18 protein-coding genes, 7 tRNA genes and 1 pseudogene are annotated in these 18,336 nt (G+C 39.3%); 25 read left to right on the top strand and 1 reads right to left on the bottom strand.

What is annotated here, in order from left to right:
- Positions 1–281: 281 nt before the first annotated feature.
- The 12 genes and pseudogenes from purD to HPSH112_RS05955 all read left to right on the top strand — a co-directional run bounded on the left by purD (position 282) and on the right by HPSH112_RS05955 (position 11,233).
- A complete protein-coding gene (gene purD / locus HPSH112_RS06005) occupies positions 282–1,556 on the top strand; it encodes a phosphoribosylamine--glycine ligase (RefSeq protein WP_000654446.1) in 1,275 nt (424 codons plus the stop codon).
- Positions 1,557–1,597: 41 nt separating this feature from the next.
- Positions 1,598–2,077 carry an RDD family protein gene (locus HPSH112_RS06000; RefSeq protein ID WP_001257408.1) on the top strand — a complete coding sequence of 160 codons (480 nt, stop codon included), beginning with the start codon at positions 1,598–1,600 and terminating at the stop codon, positions 2,075–2,077.
- A 2-nt stretch (positions 2,078–2,079) separates the two neighbouring features.
- A complete protein-coding gene (locus HPSH112_RS05995; RefSeq protein ID WP_000641060.1) occupies positions 2,080–4,341 on the top strand; it encodes an LPS-assembly protein LptD in 2,262 nt (753 codons plus the stop codon).
- A gap of 13 nt (positions 4,342–4,354) precedes the next feature.
- Positions 4,355–5,059, top strand: a complete 705-nt coding sequence (locus tag HPSH112_RS05990) for a phosphoribosyltransferase (protein ID WP_014662275.1) — start codon at positions 4,355–4,357, stop codon at positions 5,057–5,059.
- 2 nt (positions 5,060–5,061) lie between these two features.
- On the top strand, positions 5,062–7,128 hold the full coding sequence (locus HPSH112_RS05985; RefSeq protein ID WP_000345885.1) for a polyribonucleotide nucleotidyltransferase: 2,067 nt from the start codon (positions 5,062–5,064) through the stop codon (positions 7,126–7,128).
- Between the two features lie 133 nt (positions 7,129–7,261).
- A complete protein-coding gene (locus HPSH112_RS05980) occupies positions 7,262–7,579 on the top strand; it encodes a F0F1 ATP synthase subunit C (RefSeq protein ID WP_000669961.1) in 318 nt (105 codons plus the stop codon).
- Positions 7,580–7,647: 68 nt separating this feature from the next.
- Positions 7,648–7,734 (top strand) — tRNA-Leu (locus tag HPSH112_RS05975).
- Positions 7,735–7,788: 54 nt separating this feature from the next.
- A tRNA-Leu gene (locus HPSH112_RS05970) sits at positions 7,789–7,875 on the top strand.
- A 359-nt stretch (positions 7,876–8,234) separates the two neighbouring features.
- Complete coding sequence (gene cysE, locus HPSH112_RS05965) at positions 8,235–8,750, top strand: serine O-acetyltransferase (protein WP_000886307.1); 516 nt, start codon at positions 8,235–8,237, stop codon at positions 8,748–8,750.
- A gap of 221 nt (positions 8,751–8,971) precedes the next feature.
- A pseudogene (locus HPSH112_RS08385) lies at positions 8,972–9,143 on the top strand (IceA2 protein).
- Positions 9,144–9,472: 329 nt separating this feature from the next.
- Positions 9,473–10,462: a DNA adenine methylase gene (locus HPSH112_RS05960; RefSeq protein ID WP_001106443.1), complete on the top strand. Its 990-nt coding sequence runs from the start codon at positions 9,473–9,475 to the stop codon at positions 10,460–10,462.
- Positions 10,463–10,564: 102 nt separating this feature from the next.
- Entirely contained in the window at positions 10,565–11,233 is a 669-nt protein-coding gene (locus tag HPSH112_RS05955; protein WP_001163054.1) for an HAD family hydrolase, read from the top strand.
- Positions 11,234–11,241: 8 nt separating this feature from the next.
- On the opposite strand, the gene HPSH112_RS05950 is transcribed toward HPSH112_RS05955, so the two are convergent.
- Complete coding sequence (locus HPSH112_RS05950; protein ID WP_001074954.1) at positions 11,242–12,978, bottom strand: ABC transporter ATP-binding protein/permease; 1,737 nt, start codon at positions 12,976–12,978, stop codon at positions 11,242–11,244.
- Between the two features lie 197 nt (positions 12,979–13,175).
- Here HPSH112_RS05950 and HPSH112_RS05945 point away from each other — a divergent pair.
- The 13 genes from HPSH112_RS05945 (at position 13,176) to rplL (ending at position 18,286) form a co-directional block, all read left to right on the top strand.
- Positions 13,176–13,251, top strand: a tRNA-Thr gene (locus tag HPSH112_RS05945).
- A gap of 27 nt (positions 13,252–13,278) precedes the next feature.
- A tRNA-Tyr gene (locus tag HPSH112_RS05940) sits at positions 13,279–13,363 on the top strand.
- Between the two features lie 15 nt (positions 13,364–13,378).
- A tRNA-Gly gene (locus tag HPSH112_RS05935) sits at positions 13,379–13,455 on the top strand.
- Between the two features lie 30 nt (positions 13,456–13,485).
- Positions 13,486–13,560: transfer RNA gene (locus tag HPSH112_RS05930), tRNA-Thr, on the top strand.
- Between the two features lie 126 nt (positions 13,561–13,686).
- Positions 13,687–14,886, top strand: a complete 1,200-nt coding sequence (tuf, locus tag HPSH112_RS05925; protein WP_001040578.1) for an elongation factor Tu — start codon at positions 13,687–13,689, stop codon at positions 14,884–14,886.
- A 33-nt stretch (positions 14,887–14,919) separates the two neighbouring features.
- Positions 14,920–15,078, top strand: coding sequence for a 50S ribosomal protein L33 (gene rpmG / locus HPSH112_RS05920; RefSeq protein ID WP_000865159.1), 159 nt, complete (start codon positions 14,920–14,922; stop codon positions 15,076–15,078).
- Between the two features lie 39 nt (positions 15,079–15,117).
- Positions 15,118–15,193: transfer RNA gene (locus HPSH112_RS05915), tRNA-Trp, on the top strand.
- Between the two features lie 138 nt (positions 15,194–15,331).
- Entirely contained in the window at positions 15,332–15,511 is a 180-nt protein-coding gene (secE, locus tag HPSH112_RS05910) for a preprotein translocase subunit SecE (RefSeq protein WP_000362125.1), read from the top strand.
- Between the two features lie 29 nt (positions 15,512–15,540).
- Positions 15,541–16,068: a transcription termination/antitermination protein NusG gene (gene nusG / locus HPSH112_RS05905; protein WP_001846772.1), complete on the top strand. Its 528-nt coding sequence runs from the start codon at positions 15,541–15,543 to the stop codon at positions 16,066–16,068.
- A gap of 17 nt (positions 16,069–16,085) precedes the next feature.
- The gene (gene rplK, locus HPSH112_RS05900) at positions 16,086–16,511 is read left to right on the top strand and encodes a 50S ribosomal protein L11 (protein ID WP_001085997.1); all 426 of its coding nucleotides are present in this window, start codon (positions 16,086–16,088) and stop codon (positions 16,509–16,511) included.
- Positions 16,512–16,555: 44 nt separating this feature from the next.
- Positions 16,556–17,260 (top strand): 50S ribosomal protein L1, encoded by a 705-nt coding sequence (gene rplA / locus HPSH112_RS05895; protein ID WP_001085838.1) that lies wholly within the window; start codon positions 16,556–16,558, stop codon positions 17,258–17,260.
- Between the two features lie 108 nt (positions 17,261–17,368).
- Entirely contained in the window at positions 17,369–17,863 is a 495-nt protein-coding gene (rplJ, locus tag HPSH112_RS05890) for a 50S ribosomal protein L10 (RefSeq protein WP_001171784.1), read from the top strand.
- 45 nt (positions 17,864–17,908) lie between these two features.
- Positions 17,909–18,286 carry a 50S ribosomal protein L7/L12 gene (gene rplL / locus HPSH112_RS05885; RefSeq protein ID WP_001018228.1) on the top strand — a complete coding sequence of 126 codons (378 nt, stop codon included), beginning with the start codon at positions 17,909–17,911 and terminating at the stop codon, positions 18,284–18,286.
- Positions 18,287–18,336 lie beyond the last annotated feature (50 nt).

Genomic DNA, 18,336 nt, shown 5'->3' with positions numbered 1-18,336 from the left:
CCAATTAAAACTATCACAGATCGCTTGAATATTTTTGCATGGAATTTCTTTAAAATTTAAGTATAATTGTCAGCATCGCCTAGATGATTCGTGTTTCTTATTGATGGCAAGTTCGTTGAAAAAATAAGTTAGGCTAAGGTAGTGGTTTTTGTGTGATGGCATTTTTTAAATCTGCCCCTAAGAAAATTCTCCTAGCCTTATTAGTGTAGGTTTGTTGAACTTATGCGCATGTAAAAGTAGCGGTCATCTGGGTTTAAAAACAACCACATTGCAGGAAAGACATGAAAGATAACAATAACTATAATGTTTTAATTGTGGGGAATAAGGGGCGAGAGTATGCTTTGGCTCAAAGGCTTCAGCAAGATGAGCGAGTGAATGCTTTGTATTTTTGTTTGGGTAATGGTGGCACTCAAGATTTAGGCGAGAATCTAGAATGCGAACATTACGAGCATATCGTGGAATTAGCCCTAAAAAAACAGATCCATTTAGCCATCATTTCAGAAGAAAAGCTTTTGATTTTAGGGCTTACAGAAATGCTAGAAAAAGCGGGGATTTTAGTGTTTGGGGCTTCTAAAGAAGCGGCTAAGTTAGAGGCTTCTAAAAGCTATATGAAAGCTTTTGTTAAAGAGTGTGGCATCAAAAGCGCGTCTTACTTTGAAACAAACGATTTAAAAGAAGCTCTCAATCACATTCAAAACGCTTCCTTCCCTTTAGTGATTAAAGCGTTGAATAAAAACACAAGCATTGTCCATCATCAAGAAGAAGCGCTAAAAACCCTTGAAGACGCTTTCAAACAAAATAATGAGCCTGTGATCATAGAGCCTTTTTTAGAGGGGTTTGAGCTTTCAGTTACAGCGCTCATAGCCAATGATGATTTTATCTTGTTGCCCTTTTGCCAAAACTACAAACGCTTATTAGAGGGGGATAATGGAGTCAATACGGGGGGTATGGGGGCCATCGCTCCTGCAAACTTTTTCTCTAATGAATTGGAAGAGAAAATAAAAAATCATATCTTTAAACCCACTTTAGAGAAATTTCAGGCTAATAACACGCCTTTTAAAGGGGTTTTACTCGCTGAAATTGTGGTTATAGAAGAAAAGGGCGTTTTAGAGCCGTATTTATTGGATTTTAGCGTGCGTTTTAAAGATATTGAATGCCAGACGATTTTACCCCTTTTAGAAAGCTCGCTTTTAGATTTGTGTTTGGCTACAGCCAAAGGGGAATTAAATTCTCTTGAATTGGTGTTTTCTAAAGAATTTGTGATGAGTGTGGCGCTCGTTTCTAGGAATTACCCCACCAGCTCTTCGCCCAAACAAACCCTTTATATTGATCCGGTTGATGAAAAAAAGGGTCATTTGATTTTAGGGGAGGTGGAGCAGGATAACGGCGTGTTTGAAAGCAGTGGGGGGAGGGTGATCTTTGCCATTGGCAGAGGAAAATCCTTATTAGAAGCCAGAAACCATGCTTATGAAATCGCTCAAAAAGTGCATTTTGAAGGCATGTTTTATCGCAAGGATATTGGTTTTAAGGTGTTAGATTTGAAAGAATACTCTTGAAGTTTAAGACAAACCAAAGAGTTTGTCTTGTTTGTTTTTGAATGCGCTCTCCAAATTTAGAAAAAGAAGAAACTGAAATCATAGAAACACTCCTTATGCGTGAAAAAATGCGTTTATGCCCCTTGTATTGGCGCATCTTAGCGTTTTTAACCGATGGTTTGTTGGTAGCGTTTTTATTGAGCGATCTTTTAAGGGCGTGCGATTTCTTGCATTCTTTATACTGGCTGGCTAACCCCATTTATCATGGCGTGTTTGTTGCGATGGGATTTATCATCTTGTATGGCGTTTATGAAATCTTTTTTGTGTGTTTGTGCAAGATGAGTTTGGCTAAACTGGTTTTTAGGATTAAAATTATTGATATTTATTTAGCAGATTGCCCCAGTAGGGCTATTTTATTGAAGCGTTTAGGGTTAAAGATCGTGGTTTTTCTATGCCCCTTTTTATGGTTTGTAGTGTTTAAAAACCCCTATCATAGGGCGTGGCATGAAGAAAAAAGCAAAAGTCTTTTGGTGTTGTTTTAATCATGATTTATTGGTTGTATCTGGCGGTCTTTTTTTTGTTGAGTGCATTAGACGCTAAAGAAATCGCTATGCAACGATTTGACAAACAAAACCATAAGATTTTTGAAATCCTTGCGGATAAAGTGAGCGCTAAAGACAATGTGATAACCGCATCAGGGAATGCGATCTTATTGAATTATGATGTGTATATTTTAGCGGACAAGGTGCGTTATAATACCAAGACTAAAGAAGCACTATTAGAAGGGAATATCAAGGTTTATAAGGGCGAGGGCTTACTCATTAAAACCGATTATGTGAAATTGAGTTTGAATGAAAAATATGAAATCATTTTCCCCTTTTATGTCCAAGACAGCGTGAGCGGGATTTGGGTGAGCGCGGATATTGCTAGCGGGAAGGATCAAAAATATAAGATTAAAAACATGAGCGCTTCAGGGTGCAGCATTGATAACCCCATTTGGCATGTCAATGCGACTTCAGGCTCATTCAACATGCAAAAATCGCATTTGTCTATGTGGAATCCTAAGATCTATGTCGGCGATATTCCTGTATTGTATTTGCCCTATATTTTCATGTCCACGAGCAATAAAAGAACTACCGGGTTTTTATACCCTGAATTTGGCACTTCCAATTTAGACGGCTTTATCTATTTGCAACCCTTTTATTTAGCCCCCAAAAACTCATGGGATATGACCTTTACCCCACAAATCCGTTATAAAAGGGGTTTTGGCTTGAATTTTGAAGCGCGCTACATCAACTCTAAAGACGACAGGTTTTTATTCAATGCGCGCTATTTTAGGAATTACACTCAATATGTCAAACGCTATGATTTGAGGAATCAAAATATCTACGGGTTTGAATTTTTAAGCTCTAGCAGGGACACTCTACAAAAATACTTTCATCTTAAGTCTAATATTGACAACGGGCATTACATTGACTTTTTATACATGAACGATTTGGACTATGTGCGTTTTGAAAAGGTTAATAAGCGTATCACGGACGCCACGCACATGTCTAGGGCGAATTACTATTTGCAAACAGAAAATCATTATTACGGCTTGAATATCAAGTATTTTTTAAACCTGAATAAAATCAACAATAACCGCACTTTCCAATCTGTCCCTAATTTGCAATACCATAAATATTTAAATTCTTTGTATTTTAAAAATTTGTTGTATTCGGTGGATTATCAGTTTAGAAACACCGCAAGAGAGATCGGTTATGGCTATGTGCAAAACGCTTTGAATGTGCCGGTGGGCTTGCAATTTTCTTTGTTTAAAAAGTATTTGTCTATAGGGCTTTGGAATGATCTCCAACTATCTAATGTGGCTTTAGTGCAATCTAAAAATTCCTTCGTGCCTACGATCCCTAATGAATCAAGGGAATTTGGGAACTTTGTGTCTTCAAATTTTTCCATGTATGTCAATACGGATTTAGCCAGAGAATACAACAAGCTTTTCCACACGATCCAATTGGAAGCGATTTTCAACATCCCTTATTACACCTTTAAAAACGGCTTATTTTCTCAAAACATGTATGCTTTAAGCGCGCAAGCCTTAAACAGCTACACTTCGCCTTTATTGAGAGATTATGATTATCAAGGGCGTTTGTATAACTCTGTGTGGAATCCTAACAGCATTTTACCTAGCAATGCGAGCAATAAGACGGTGAATTTAACCCTAACGCAATACCTTTATGGCTTAGGGGGGCAAGAGTTATTGTATTTTAAAATATCACAACTCATCAATCTTGACGATAAGGTTTCGCCCTTCAGGATGCCATTAGAGAGCAAGATCGGGTTTTCACCCTTAACAGGATTGAATATCTTTGGGAATGTCTTTTATTCGTTTTATCAAAACCGCCTAGAAGAAATCTCTGTGAACGCCAATTACCAACGCAAGTTTTTAAGCTTTAACCTCTCTTATTTTCTAAAAAACAATTTTAGCAGTGGGATTAATAGCATTGTAGAAAATCCTGCGGATTATTTAAAGGCGGGTTTTAGCAACGACTTTGGCTATTTTTCCATGAGCGCGGATGTGGGTTATGATATTAGAAATAATGTGGTTTTAAATTGGAATGTGGGGATTTATAAAAAAATCCGTTGTTTTGGGATTGGCTTTCAATTCGTCAACCAACGGCGCCCTATTCTCACCGGCGATCCCAACCAGCCTATAAGAGTGTTTGAAAATAACTATGTTAAGCTAGAATTAGACTTTTCACCGATCACTAAAACCAATGTAACTTACCGCTCTTTACAGCGTAAGTAAAAAAGGAATGCATTTGAATACTGACTTTAGCTATATCACTGATATAGAGGGCATGCGTTTTATCAATGAAGAAGACGCTTTGAACAAATTGATTAATGAAATCCACACGCGCCACATTGATTTAAAAGATTCCATCATGCTCGCTTTGAGTTTTAACGCTTTGTATTTAGCTAACGCTTTAGCGCAAAAATTTGGAGCGACTTATGATATACTTTTTTTAGAACCTATCCTAGCCCCTTTAAACTCAAAATGCGAGATCGCTTTGGTGAGTGAGAGCATGGATATAGTGATGAATGAAAGTTTGATCAATTCCTTTGACATCACTTTAGACTATGTTTATGGAGAAGCCAAGCGAGCTTATGAAGAAGACATTTTGTCCTACATCTATCAGTATCGCAAAGGCAATGCGATCAAAAGCTTAAAAGATAAAAATATTTTTATCGTAGATAGGGGGATTGAAACCGGGTTTAGAGCAGGATTGGGCGTGCAAACTTGCTTGAAAAAAGAATGCCAAGACATTTATATTTTAACCCCCATTGTCGCGCAAAATGTCGCTCAAGGCTTAGAAAGTTTATGCGATGGGGTGATTAGCGTGTATCGCCCTGAATGTTTTGTCTCTGTGGAGCATCATTATAAAGAACTCAAGCGATTAAGCAATGAAGAAATTGAAAAATACTTGGGCGCCAACAACGCGCCTAATTTAAAAAAGGAACATTAAATATGGATTTTATCACCATCACTTCTAGTAACAAAACCGAAGAGTTCGCTCTCAAACAAGTGGCCAAACAAGCCACCAGCTCTCTTATGTATCGCTTAGGAAAAACCATCATTTTAGCGAGCGTGTGCGTAGAAAGAGAGCCTGTGGGTGAAGATTTTCTGCCTTTAGTGGTGCAGTTTTTAGAAAAATCTTATGCAGCCGGAAAGATCCCGGGCGGCTTTGTTAAAAGAGAAGGCAGGGCGCAAGATTTTGAAATCTTAACCTCTAGGCTTATAGACAGGACTTTACGCCCTTTATTCCCTAAAGATTACCGCTACCCCACACAGATCACTTTAATGGTTTTAAGCCATGATGTTGAAAATGACTTGCAAGTTTCTGCTTTAAACGCTGCTTCAGCCGCTCTCTTTTTATCCCATATCGCTCCCATTAAAAGCGTGAGCGCTTGCAGGATCGCTAGGATTGGTAACGAATTTATCATTAACCCTAACACAAGCCTTTTGAATCAATCCAGTTTGGATTTGTTCGTGTCCGGCACAAAAGAGAGTTTGAACATGATAGAAATGCGCTCTTTGGGGCAACAATTAAACGCTTTAGAAGAGCCTTTAATGCTAAAAGCTTTAGAATTGGCTCAAAAAAGTTTGAAAGAAACTTGCACGCTTTATGAAGAGATTTTCACGCCCCACCAAAACGAGCTGCTTTTCAAAGAGAGCCAAGGAATAATTTTTAATGAAAGGCTGTTAGATTTATTAAAAAATCAGTATTTTGATGAAATCATCAAAGGCATTGAAAGTTCTGCTTTGAGCGAGCGAGAAAATGTTTTCAATGAAATTGCCAGAAAAATCAGTGAAGCCCACTCAGAATTCAGTTTAGAAGAAATTGAATTGTCTTTAGAAAAAGTGAAAAAAACTGAGATAAGGCGCATGATTATTAAGGATAAAATCCGCCCGGATAAGCGCGCGTTAGAAGAAGTGCGGCCCATTTTGATAGAGAGCGATTTGCTCCCTATGGCGCATAGCTCCATTTTATTCACTAGGGGGCAAACGCAAAGCTTAGTGGTAGGGGTTTTAGGCACGGATAATGACGCTCAAACCCATGAGAGTTTGGAGCATAAAGCCCCTATTAAAGAGCGCTTCATGTTTCATTATAATTTCCCTCCTTTTTGCGTGGGCGAAGCGAGTTCTATTGGCGCGACTTCAAGGCGCGAATTAGGGCATGGGAATTTGGCTAAAAGGGCCTTAGAAACGAGCATTAAAAATAAAGAGCAGGTGATACGATTGGTTTCTGAGATTTTAGAAAGCAATGGTTCAAGCTCAATGGCGAGCGTGTGCGCAGGCTCTTTAGCCCTTTATGCAAGCGGTGTGGAAATTTATGATTTAGTCGCTGGGGTGGCTATGGGCATGGTGAGCGAAGGGCAAGATCACGCCATTTTAAGCGATATTAGCGGATTAGAAGACGCAGAAGGCGATATGGATTTTAAGATTGCCGGGAATTTAGAAGGCATTACGGCCATGCAAATGGATACCAAAATGAGCGGTATCCATTTAGAGGTTTTATACCAAGCCTTACTCCAAGCTAAAAAAGCGCGAGAGCATATTTTAAAAATCATGCATGAAGCGAAAGAAAAGATTGTGATCAATTTTTCCCATTTGCCCACAACGGAGATTTTTAATGTCGAGCCCGATAAAATTGTAGAAATTATCGGTCAAGGGGGGCGTGTGATCAGAGAGATAGTAGAAAAGTTTGAGGTTAAAATTGATTTGAACAAACCGAGCGGTGAAGTGAAAATCATGGGGAATAAAGAACGGGTTTTGAAAACGAAGGAATTTATTTTAAACTACTTGCATTCTTTGGATCAAGAATTGGAGCAATACGCTATTGATGAGGTATTAGAAGCTCAAGTGAAGCGAATCGTGGATTTTGGGGCGTTTTTAAGCTTGCCTAAGGGAGGCGAAGGCTTGTTAAGAAAGCAAAACATGGACAGGTGTCAAGTGGTTTTAAAAGAAGGCGATAGCATCAAATGTAGGGTGATTAGTTTCAATAAGGGTAAAATCGCTTTGGATTTGGCTTAAAATTTTAAAAAGCGTTTTTTAAAAGTGTTTTTAAGCTAGTTTGTATTAAAATAAATTCTTGCTTGTATTTTTGAAAGTAGAGGAACGATTCGAAATGAAAATCAAGCCTAATTTTTGAAAACGGAGTGCGAAAATGAAATTTTTAGCGTTATTTTTTCTGGCTTTAGCGGGTGTTGCTTTCGCTCATGATGGTGGAATGGGTGGGATGGATATGATTAAATCCTATTCTATCTTAGGAGCGATGATCGGTCTAGGGATTGCCGCTTTTGGTGGGGCGATCGGCATGGGGAATGCGGCTGCAGCGACCATTACAGGCACAGCGAGGAACCCAGGAGTGGGCGGTAAATTGCTCACCACCATGTTTGTCGCCATGGCGATGATTGAAGCGCAAGTGATTTATACTCTAGTGTTTGCTATTATCGCTATTTATAGTAACCCATTCTTAAGTTAAGGGTTTTGACGGGCTAAATTATTGCTTAAAAAGCGTAATTTAGCTATAATACCTGCTTTAAATTTTTAGCACTGGTGGTGGAATTGGTAGACACGCCATCTTGAGGGGGTGGTGGGAGCAATCTCGTGCGAGTTCGAGTCTCGCCCAGTGCACCATTAAGTTTCTTTAAGGAATAAGTGGGTATAATCTCACTCTTTGCTCTATAATACGCCGAAGTGGTGGAATTGGTAGACACGCTAGACTCAAAATCTGGTGGGAGCAATCCCGTGTCGGTTCGAGTCCGACCTTCGGCACCATTGCTGATAATCTTTTTCAATCTGCTTTTTATTTTTCATTTAAAATAGTTTTATGCCAAATATAATGATGGATTAGTGAGTTTTTAAACCTTTTTTAAAGGATTGTTTAACCCATTATAAAAGGAGTGTGAGTTTAGGTATAATGATTTAGCTAAAAGATGTTAAAATCCCACTAATTTTTTTGGGGTAGGAAATATCCATGCAAACTTTAAAGAACAAAGCCTTTCGTGTTAGCATTCAATGGAATGCTTTAGTTAGAAAGCTTCTTTCTTTAGAAAGGGGCGCTCTCACTGGAATGGATGAGAAAAAATCTGCTTAAGTCATGTTGATTCAAATATATTTCAACCGGAGTCTCTATCATGCTGGATTTGTCTTATAGCCTGGAGCGTGTCTTGCAAGAAGACCCGGCAGCTAGGAATAAGTGGGAGATTCTTTTGCTTTATCCAGGCATTCATGCACTGCTTTGCCACCGCCTAGCGCATGCGTTGCACAAGAAAGGGTTTTATTTTATTGCGCGCGCACTTTCTCAGTTAGCGCGCTTTATTACCGGGATAGAAATCCACCCGGGCGCTAAGATTGGGAGAGGGCTTTTTATTGATCATGGCATGGGTGTGGTGATTGGCGAGACCACAGAGATTGGAGATGATGTTACCATTTATCATGGCGTAACTCTAGGGGGCACGGGCAAGTTCAAGGGCAAGCGCCACCCCACTTTAGGCAACCGAGTGGTAGTGGGGGCTGGGGCTAAGGTCTTGGGCGCGATTTGCGTGGGTGATGATGTGAAGATTGGGGCTAATGCGGTGGTGCTTTCAGATTTACCCACAGGTTCTACGGCTGTAGGCGCTAAAGCTAAAACCATCACAAAGGATCGTTAATTTTAGATAAGCGGTTGGAGTTTATGCCGTGCGGGTTTATTTTGAGGTAAATTGGTTAATAAGACTGATTTTATGAGAGTTAAGCGAGTTTGTTGTTAAGCTATTCTTTGGGGATTTTGTGATTAAATACTCAAATTAAGATTTATCTGTTGGTTAGGCTATAGACTAGACTGATAATTTGATGTTGGGTATATCACAATTTATATTTTAGGAGGTTTATAATGGCGGTTGTAGTTAAAGTCGTTAATGGCAAAATACAAGAATATGAGAATGGTAACCATAAAAGAACTTATGGTAGTAACGCTGTTAATGTACAAGTTTCAGGCGCTATAGTGGCTGTAACCACATCAAAGGGAAGAATATAAAAATGGTATCCATAAAAGAATCTACTAGAAAATAGGGTAATAGCGGCAAAAGTTTTGATGCATTCAGCTAGTAGGGGGGGTGTCGCTGTTTTTCTAGCGGTGTTTTAATGGGCAGTTGCGATAGAAAAAGTTTTTGTTTATAATAGGGGGCTGTTTCGTTGTTTTAATGAAGTGATTGGTAGGGCGTGCAGTATTAAAAAACGATCATTGTTTCACATAGGATTGATTAGTTGGTTTTAGGATTATTTTAATCGTGGAGAGTTAAGACTTATTCATGATCAAGTTATGTTACAATACATAAAATTTAACTTTAACAATAGCCATACCATTTTCAAAGAAGCATGCAATCGCAGATCAATGAATTACATCGGCTCTAAATACAAACTCATTCCCTTTATTAAGGAAAATATCCATGCGGTTGCAGCCAATGATCTCTCTGGCGCGATTTTTTGTGATCTATTCGCTGGGACGGGCATTGTGGGGCGCACGTTTAAAAAGGCTGTCCATAAAATCATCTCTAATGATTTGGAATATTATAGCTTTGTTTTGAATCAAAATTATATCGGCAACATTCAAGAAATCCCCAATAAAGAAGAGCTTATTGATAGACTCAATAGCGTTGCTTTAAAAAAGGGCTTTATCTATTCGCATTATTCTTTAGGGGGGAGTTCAAGGCAGTATTTTAGTGAAACAAACGCTCAAAAAATTGATGCGATGCGTTTGAAAATTGAAGAGCTTAAGCTTTCTCAAAACATTGATAATCATGCGTATTATTTTTTGCTCGCATCGCTATTAGAAAGCGCGGACAAGGTGGCTAACACCGCTTCAGTTTATGGGGCTTTTTTAAAACGCCTTAAAAAAAGCGCTCAAAAAGAACTCATTTTAAAAGGCGCTGATTTTGATTTGAGTTCAAACGCTAACGAAGTGTATCAGCAAGACGCTAGCGAGTTGATTGAAAAGATTTCAGGAGATATTTTGTATTTAGACCCTCCTTATAATGCGAGGCAATACGGGGCGAATTACCATTTATTAAACACGATTGCCGCTTATACGCCCTTTGCTCCAAAAGGCAAAACCGGCTTGCCCAGTTACCAGAGATCATCGTTTTGCTCTCGCGCTAAAATCTTAAACGCTTTTGAAAATTTAATCAAAACAGTGCGATTCAAATACATCTTTTTAAGCTATAACAATGAAGGGCTTATGGGTGAAACAGAGATTGGAAATATTTTAAAAAAATACGGCGCTTACTCCTTGATGACCAAAACCTACATGCGTTTTAAAGCGGATAACAAACGCGCCCACAAAGCCACGCACACCAAAGAGTGTTTGCATATTCTTATCAAATAAGAGTCAAAATATCCCAACCTTTAAATGGCAAAAATAATCGCTTAAATATCGCTTGAATAAGGTAAAATGAAACCAAAATAAGCCTATAAAAAAGGGGAAATCATGGCGCTTGAAGTGGTTTTATGGGATTTTGATGGCGTGATTTTTGACAGCATGCATTTGAAATATGAAGGGTTTAAGGCGTTGTTTCAAAAGCATGGCAATAAGAATCAAGAGAATTTGAAACAATTTGAAGTTTATCATTATCAAAGCGGGGGGATTTCAAGGAATGAAAAAATCCAATATTTTTATAACGAGATTTTAAAAACCCCTATCGCCCAAGAAGAAGTGGGTGCATTAGCCCTAGAGTTTGGTGCTATTATAGAACAAAAGCTTTTTGATAGGGGGCATTTGAATAGTGAAGTGATGGCGTTTATTGATAAGCATTATAAAAATCATGTTTTCCATATCGCTTCAGCGGCCTTGCATAGCGAATTGCAAGTGTTGTGCGAGTTTTTAGGGATCATTAAATATTTTAAGAGCGTTGAAGGGAGTCCGCCTAATAAACCTAAAATCATCGCCAATATCATTCAAAAATATGCCTATAACCCAAGCCGCATGCTAATGATAGGCGATAGCGTCAATGACTATGAAAGCGCTAAGGCTAATAAAGTGGCGTTTTTGGGTTACAACAGCAAGGTTTTGAAAAATTTGGTGGGTCAAAACGGCTATCAAGGGAAGTATTTGGAGAGCTTTAAAGGGTTTGATTTGCAAAACTTTATAAAAGAGTGAAGCCAACTTTAGCCAAGATTGTCTTTGTGTTGGCTCATATCAATGATGACTTCACAGCGTTCAATCGTGCTTAAGCGGTGGGCGATAACGATCAGGGTTTTATTTTTGGCGATTTGATAGATTTCATCCATGATTTTACTCTCGGTTTCATTGTCTAGGGCCGAAGTGGCTTCATCTAAAACCAAAATTTCAGGGTTATCGTATAAGGCTCTTGCAATGCCTATGCGCTGTTTTTGACCGCCGCTAAGCTTAGCGCCTCCTTCGCCCACTTGGGTTTTAAGGCCCTCATGTTCGCATAAAAAATCATAAATATGAGCCATTTTGCACACCTTAATCAAGCGTTTTTCATCTATGGCACTCCCAAAAGCGATATTATCCCCCACAGTGCCATCAAAAAGGTAAATATTTTGGGGGATATAGCCTATTTTTTTACGCCATGAGCGCCTGTTTTCGTTGGTTAAAAGGGTGTTATCAATAAAAATTTCCCCGCTTTTAGGGTAGGTAAGCCCCATAATAATATCCGCCAGCGTGGATTTTCCACACCCGCTATGGCCTATGAGAGCGACTTTTTGACCTTTTTGAATGGTGAGGTTAAAATCTTTTAAAACCGGGTGTTTTGACTTGTAAGCGAATGAAATGTTTTGAAGAGTGATTTTTTCATTAAAGTCTAAAGGGACTAAATCCTCTTCAACGATGGTTTTAGAAAGGCTTTTAAAAACAATGTTGGTCGCAAGCTGGTTGTAAGCGATTTCATTGTATTGATTCAAAACGCCGGTAACAGAAGGGAGCGTGCGATAAAGCGCTAGGGCATACATAGAAATGGTAGGGAGCACCATTTTAGCTTCGCCGTATTTGAACAAAATGTAAGCGACCGCTAAAATCAACAAACTAAAGCCTACCGTTTCTAATGAATACCTGGGGACTACTTGTAAAGTGGCGTAAATGATCTCGGTGTCATGGGCTTTACGGCTATTTTCTCCAAAAAGCTTGTGGGCTTCTTCGTGGTTGTCTTTGAGCTTAGTGATTTTGAAATTGCTGAAAAATTTTGAAAAAACTTTAAGCGTTTGCGCCCTAGATTTTGCCGCTATTTCGCCCTTTTTTTGAATAAGAACGGTGATTTTTTTAGTGATGATAAAAATTTGTATGGAGATGATTAGAGTGAATACAAGCGTTATCTTCCAGTTAGTGATTAATAGCGTGGAATAGAAAAAAACGATCACGGTTAATTCAGTGAGTAAATTCAAAAAAGCGTTAAAACTCGCAAACATGCCTTCTGCTTTATTGTTGATAATGTCTCTTAAAGAATCCAAATTGTGGTTAAGGTGGGAGAGGTAGTTGCTTTTAATGTGCTGTAAAAAAAGTTGTTGCTTGATTTGATAAGCTTTCTTATTGGAAAAACGCCCTTTCAAATAAGTGAAAGACACCCCATAAAACATCCTGAACAAATAAATCCCCACCAAGCAAAAACTAAAGAAATACATAAGACGAACGGGAGATGAAAAATGGAAAAAATCATAGACCATTTTCCAATCTTTATCGTCTAAAGCCCTACTAGGATCGGAAGCGAGAGTGATAAAAGGCATTAGGAGGGTTAGGGACATCACTTCCACAAAAGAAGAAAAAACAGCCATCAGCACAAGCAAGAAAAAAACCATTTTTTCCTTGAAAGTGATGAGCATGTAGATTTGCTTTAAAGAGCGCAAAAAGTATTTTAAAGTAGAAATTTTATGTTTTTTTTTCGCCATAATTTAAATGTCCATAAATTCTTTTATATTATATATTAATGAGCTTTGAGCTGTGTTAAGCCAAATTGAGCTAGATTATAGCTAAAATTTTAACCATGCTCTGTGCCATACGAATAATTTAGCTTTCTGTCATCATTTCTTGACAAGTTAAGCGTAAAACTGCTATAATCCCAAGTCTTTAATTTGTTTAATTTGTTGCTGGCTTAGCTCAGTTGGTAGAGCAGCTGCCTTGTAAGCAGCAGGTCGGGGGTTCAAGTCCCTTAGCCAGCTCCAGTTGAAATGTTATTTTGCAAAGTTTTTGGTGAGATACTCAAGTGGCCAACGAGGGCAGACTGTAAATCTGCTGACTATGTCTTCCGTGGTTCGAATCCACGTCTCACCACCATTTTGTTTTATAGATGCGGGAATAGCTCAGTTGGCTAGAGCATCAGCCTTCCAAGCTGAGGGTCGCGGGTTCGAGCCCCGTTTCCCGCTCCAGTTTTAGGATAACATTTTAGTTTTTGAGACGCCTATATAGCTCAGAGGCAGAGCACTTCCTTGGTAAGGAAGAGGTCGGCGGTTCAATTCCGCTTATAGGCTCCAGTTTATAATCTCTTGAATGGCGATAAGACAAAAATGTCTTAAATTTTGTGGTAGCATTTAGGAATACTTAGGATTTTGTTTAGTATAATTCTAAAATCCATTTCAAAAAATTAAGGAGAAATACAAATGGCAAAAGAAAAGTTTAATAGAACTAAGCCGCATGTTAATATTGGAACCATTGGGCATGTAGACCATGGTAAAACGACTTTGAGTGCAGCGATTTCAGCGGTGCTTTCTTTGAAGGGTCTTGCAGAAATGAAAGACTATGATAATATTGATAACGCCCCTGAAGAAAAAGAAAGAGGGATCACTATCGCTACTTCTCACATTGAATATGAGACTGAAAACAGACACTATGCGCATGTGGATTGCCCAGGACACGCCGACTATGTAAAAAACATGATCACCGGTGCGGCGCAAATGGATGGAGCGATTTTGGTTGTTTCTGCAGCTGATGGCCCTATGCCTCAAACTAGGGAGCATATCTTATTGTCTCGTCAAGTAGGTGTGCCTCACATCGTTGTTTTCTTAAACAAACAAGACATGGTAGATGACCAAGAATTGTTAGAGTTGGTAGAAATGGAAGTGCGCGAATTGTTGAGCGCGTATGAATTTCCTGGCGATGACACTCCTATCGTAGCGGGTTCAGCTTTAAGAGCTTTAGAAGAAGCAAAGGCTGGCAATGTGGGTGAATGGGGTGAAAAAGTGCTGAAGCTCATGGCTGAAGTGGATGCTTATATCCCTACTCCAGAAAGGGATACTGAAAAAACTTTCTTGATGCCGGTTGAAGATGTGTTCTCTATTGCGGGTAGAGGAACTGTGGTTACAGGTAGGATTGAAAGAGGCGTGGTGAAAGTGGGCGATGAAGTGGAAATCGTTGGTATCAGAGCTACACAAAAAACGACTGTAACCGGTGTGGAAATGTTTAGAAAAGAGTTAGAAAAAGGTGAGGCCGGCGATAATGTGGGCGTGCTTTTGAGAGGAACTAAAAAAGAAGAAGTAGAACGCGGTATGGTTCTATGCAAACCAGGTTCTATCACTCCGCACAAGAAATTTGAGGGAGAAATTTATGTCCTCTCCAAAGAAGAAGGTGGGAGACACACTCCATTCTTCACCAACTACCGTCCGCAATTCTATGTGCGCACGACTGATGTGACTGGCTCTATCACCCTTCCTGAAGGCGTGGAAATGGTTATGCCTGGCGATAATGTTAAAATCACTGTGGAGTTGATTAGCCCTGTTGCATTGGAATTGGGAACTAAATTTGCGATTCGTGAAGGCGGTAGGACCGTTGGTGCTGGTGTTGTGAGCAATATTATTGAATAATATTAGCAAAAAGAGTTACCATAAAGGGTCATTATGAAAGTTAAAATAGGGTTGAAGTGTTCTGATTGTGAAGACATCAATTACAGCACAACCAAGAACGCTAAAACTAACACTGAAAAACTGGAGCTTAAGAAGTTCTGCCCAAGGGAAAATAAGCACACTCTTCATAAAGAAATCAAATTGAAGAGTTAGCTCTTTCTTGGGTGTTGCAATTTAAAAGGAGGGGAGGTTAGGTCAGTAGCTCCAATGGTAGAGCGTCGGTCTCCAAAACCGGTTGTTGGGGGTTCGAGTCCCTCCTGGCCTGCCATCTACTAATTTATTCTATCAAATTTGTGTTTCAATTGGATTGTTTTTAAATTTTTTAATTTTAGTTTAAGCTATTTTGGATAAAATTGAAAATTCTTTTAATAAATGTATTAAGTTTAAGTGAGGGCGAAAAGAAACTATGGATAAATGGCTCATGCAATATAAATTAGCTAGAGAAGAGCTTTCTAAAGTGATATTTCCTATTAAAGAGCAGATACGCAACGCGCTTGTTTCTGTTTTGGTGGTGGTGAGTGCTATCACGCTGTTTTTAGCTTTGTTGGATTTTTCTCTAGGGGCTTTTGTCTCTAGTGTTCTATAGGTTGGTGGCTTTAAATAAGGAGAATAATGATGGATTGGTATGCCATACAAACTTATTCAGGGAGCGAGCAGTCCGTTAAGAAAGCGATTGAGAATCTAGCGAACGATCATAATATAAGAGATAGGATACAAGAGATCATTGTGCCTACTGAAGATATTATAGAGGTTTCTAAAAAAAGCAAGACGAAAGTAACGGAACGAAGCCTTTATCCTGGGTATGTTTTTATTAAGGTGGATTTAGATACGGTTTTGTGGCATAAGATACAATCTTTGCCAAGAGTGAGCCGTTTTATTGGAGAAAACAAAAAGCCAACCCCATTGAGTGAAGCGGATATTGGGCATATTTTAGAAAAAATGAATAACCGAGCAGCCCCCAAGCCAAAAATCTTTTTTGAGCAAGGCGAAGTGGTGCGTGTGGTGGAAGGTCCTTTTGCGAACTTTACCGCTACGGTGGAAGAGTATGATGTGGAACACCGCAAGCTCAAGCTCAATGTTTCTATTTTTGGTAGGAACACTCCAATAGAGATTTTGCATTCGCAAGTGGAAAAAATTATATAACTTTTTAAGGAGAAAACATGGCTAAAAAAGTAGTCGGAGAAATCAAACTTCAAATCCCTGCCGGTAAGGCAAACCCTTCACCTCCCGTAGGGCCAGCGTTGGGTCAAAGAGGGGTTAATATCATGGAATTTTGTAAGGCTTTTAACGAGAGAACTAAAGACATGGGGAGTTTTAATATCCCAGTCATTATCACGGTTTATCAAGATAAGAGTTTCACCTTTATCACTAAAAAGCCTCCGGTAACCGATTTGATCAAAAAAGCTTCTGGGGTTGAAAAAGGCTCTGACAACCCGCTTAAAAATAAGATTGCAAAGCTCACCCACAAGCAAGTGGAAGAGATCGCGCAATTGAAAATGGAAGATTTAAACACAAGCACCATGGAAGCGGCCAAAAAAATCGTTATGGGTAGCGCTAGGAGCATGGGCGTAGAAGTTGTGGATTGATTGGGTTTTGTTGGAATTGAAAGAAATTTTTAAGGATTAGAATCGTGGCAAAAAAAGTATTTAAAAGATTGGAGAAACTTTTTTCTAAAATTCAAAACGATAAAGCGTATGGCGTAGAGCAAGGCGTAGAAGTGGTTAAATCCCTCGCTTCAGCCAAATTTGATGAAACCGTGGAAGTGGCGTTAAGACTAGGGGTTGATCCAAGGCATGCGGATCAAATGGTACGCGGTGCGGTGGTGCTTCCTCATGGAACAGGGAAAAAAGTAAGAGTGGCTGTTTTTGCAAAAGACATTAAGCAAGATGAAGCCAAAAACGCTGGGGCTGATGTCGTTGGCGGAGACGATTTGGCTGAAGAAATCAAAAATGGTCGTATTGATTTTGACATGGTGATCGCAACGCCTGATATGATGGCGGTTGTCGGTAAAGTGGGTAGGATTTTAGGCCCTAAAGGTTTGATGCCAAACCCCAAAACCGGAACCGTTACGATGGATATTGCTAAAGCGGTTAGTAACGCTAAAAGCGGTCAAGTGAATTTCAGGGTGGATAAAAAGGGCAATGTTCATGCCCCTATTGGTAAGGCGAGTTTTCCTGAAGAAAAAATCAAAGAAAACATGCTTGAGTTGGTTAAAACGATCAACCGCCTAAAACCCAGTAGCGCGAAAGGCAAGTATATTAGAAACGCCGCTCTTTCGCTCACCATGTCGCCTTCAGTGAATTTGGACGCGCAAGAATTGATGGATATTAAATAGCGTTAGGAGTTTTTAATCTTAGGCTGAAGATCGTAAGAGCTAAAAAGCTTAAAATTTCTTTTTTAAAAAGATAATCTTGCAGAGGTCTAGTCTAGAAAGGAGGAAAAGATGCAAAAACAACATCAAAGGCAGCATAAAGTAGAGCTAGTCGCTAACTTAAAAACGCAATTTGCAGATGCCAAAGCCCTTTTAATTTGCGATTATAAGGGTCTTAGCGTGAGAAAGCTGGAAGCTTTAAGGAATAAGGCTTGCGCTCAAGGCATTAAAGTGCAAGTGATTAAGAATACTCTTGCTCATATTGCCATGAAAGAGACCGGCTATTCTGATTTGGATTTGAAAGAAACCAATGTGTTTTTGTGGGGCGATGATCAGATCGCTCTCTCTAAGCTCGTGTTTGACTTCCAAAAAGATCACAAAGATCACTTTGTGTTGAAAGCGGGCTTGTTTGATAAAGAAAGCGTTAGCGTAGCTCATGTGGAAGCGGTTTCAAAACTCCCAAACAAAGAAGAGCTTATGGGAATGTTGCTTTCTGTTTGGACGGCTCCGGCGCGTTATTTTGTTACGGGTTTAGACAATTTGCGTAAAGCGAAAGAAGAAAACTAATAGCCTATGATGGCTTTAATTTAAAAAAATTTGAAGGATTGGATTATGGCAATTTCAAAAGAAGAAGTGTTAGAGTATATTGGTTCATTGAGCGTTTTAGAGCTTTCTGAATTGGTTAAAATGTTTGAGGAAAAATTTGGCGTGAGCGCGACTCCAACGGTCGTAGCGGGTGCGGCTGTAGCTGGCGGTGCAGCGGCTGAGAGCGAAGAAAAAACCGAATTTAATGTGATTTTGGCTGATAGCGGTGCTGAAAAAATCAAGGTGATTAAAGTGGTTCGTGAAATTACCGGACTTGGCCTGAAAGAAGCCAAAGACGCTACCGAAAAAACCCCTCATGTGCTTAAAGAAGGCGTGAATAAAGAAGAAGCTGAAACCATCAAGAAAAAACTCGAAGAAGTAGGCGCTAAGGTTGAAGTCAAGTAAGACTTAAAAACAGAAAGGCCTTTGCGCCTTTCTCTGCTCTAGCGTGGCAG

Origin of the sequence: Helicobacter pylori Shi112 (genome assembly GCF_000277405.1) — a bacterium.
Taxonomy (GTDB): Bacteria; Campylobacterota; Campylobacteria; order Campylobacterales; family Helicobacteraceae; genus Helicobacter; species Helicobacter pylori_C.
Note: the sequence above shows the minus strand (reverse complement) of the source record. Positions and strands in the feature narration are given on the sequence as shown.

Bases quoted from the DNA above. Each gene is read 5' to 3' on its own strand.
- purD (WP_000654446.1), top strand. From the start codon at position 282: ATGAAAGATAACAATAACTATAATGTTTTAATTGTGGGGAATAAGGGG.
- HPSH112_RS06000 (WP_001257408.1), top strand. From the start codon at position 1,598: ATGCGCTCTCCAAATTTAGAAAAAGAAGAAACTGAAATCATAGAAACA.
- HPSH112_RS05995 (WP_000641060.1), top strand. From the start codon at position 2,080: ATGATTTATTGGTTGTATCTGGCGGTCTTTTTTTTGTTGAGTGCATTA.
- HPSH112_RS05985 (WP_000345885.1), top strand. From the start codon at position 5,062: ATGGATTTTATCACCATCACTTCTAGTAACAAAACCGAAGAGTTCGCT.
- HPSH112_RS05980 (WP_000669961.1), top strand. From the start codon at position 7,262: ATGAAATTTTTAGCGTTATTTTTTCTGGCTTTAGCGGGTGTTGCTTTC.
- cysE (WP_000886307.1), top strand. From the start codon at position 8,235: ATGCTGGATTTGTCTTATAGCCTGGAGCGTGTCTTGCAAGAAGACCCG.
- HPSH112_RS05960 (WP_001106443.1), top strand. From the start codon at position 9,473: ATGAATTACATCGGCTCTAAATACAAACTCATTCCCTTTATTAAGGAA.
- HPSH112_RS05955 (WP_001163054.1), top strand. From the start codon at position 10,565: ATGGCGCTTGAAGTGGTTTTATGGGATTTTGATGGCGTGATTTTTGAC.
- HPSH112_RS05950 (WP_001074954.1), bottom strand. From the start codon at position 12,978: ATGGCGAAAAAAAAACATAAAATTTCTACTTTAAAATACTTTTTGCGC.
- tuf (WP_001040578.1), top strand. From the start codon at position 13,687: ATGGCAAAAGAAAAGTTTAATAGAACTAAGCCGCATGTTAATATTGGA.
- rpmG (WP_000865159.1), top strand. From the start codon at position 14,920: ATGAAAGTTAAAATAGGGTTGAAGTGTTCTGATTGTGAAGACATCAAT.
- secE (WP_000362125.1), top strand. From the start codon at position 15,332: ATGGATAAATGGCTCATGCAATATAAATTAGCTAGAGAAGAGCTTTCT.
- nusG (WP_001846772.1), top strand. From the start codon at position 15,541: ATGGATTGGTATGCCATACAAACTTATTCAGGGAGCGAGCAGTCCGTT.
- rplK (WP_001085997.1), top strand. From the start codon at position 16,086: ATGGCTAAAAAAGTAGTCGGAGAAATCAAACTTCAAATCCCTGCCGGT.
- rplJ (WP_001171784.1), top strand. From the start codon at position 17,369: ATGCAAAAACAACATCAAAGGCAGCATAAAGTAGAGCTAGTCGCTAAC.
- rplL (WP_001018228.1), top strand. From the start codon at position 17,909: ATGGCAATTTCAAAAGAAGAAGTGTTAGAGTATATTGGTTCATTGAGC.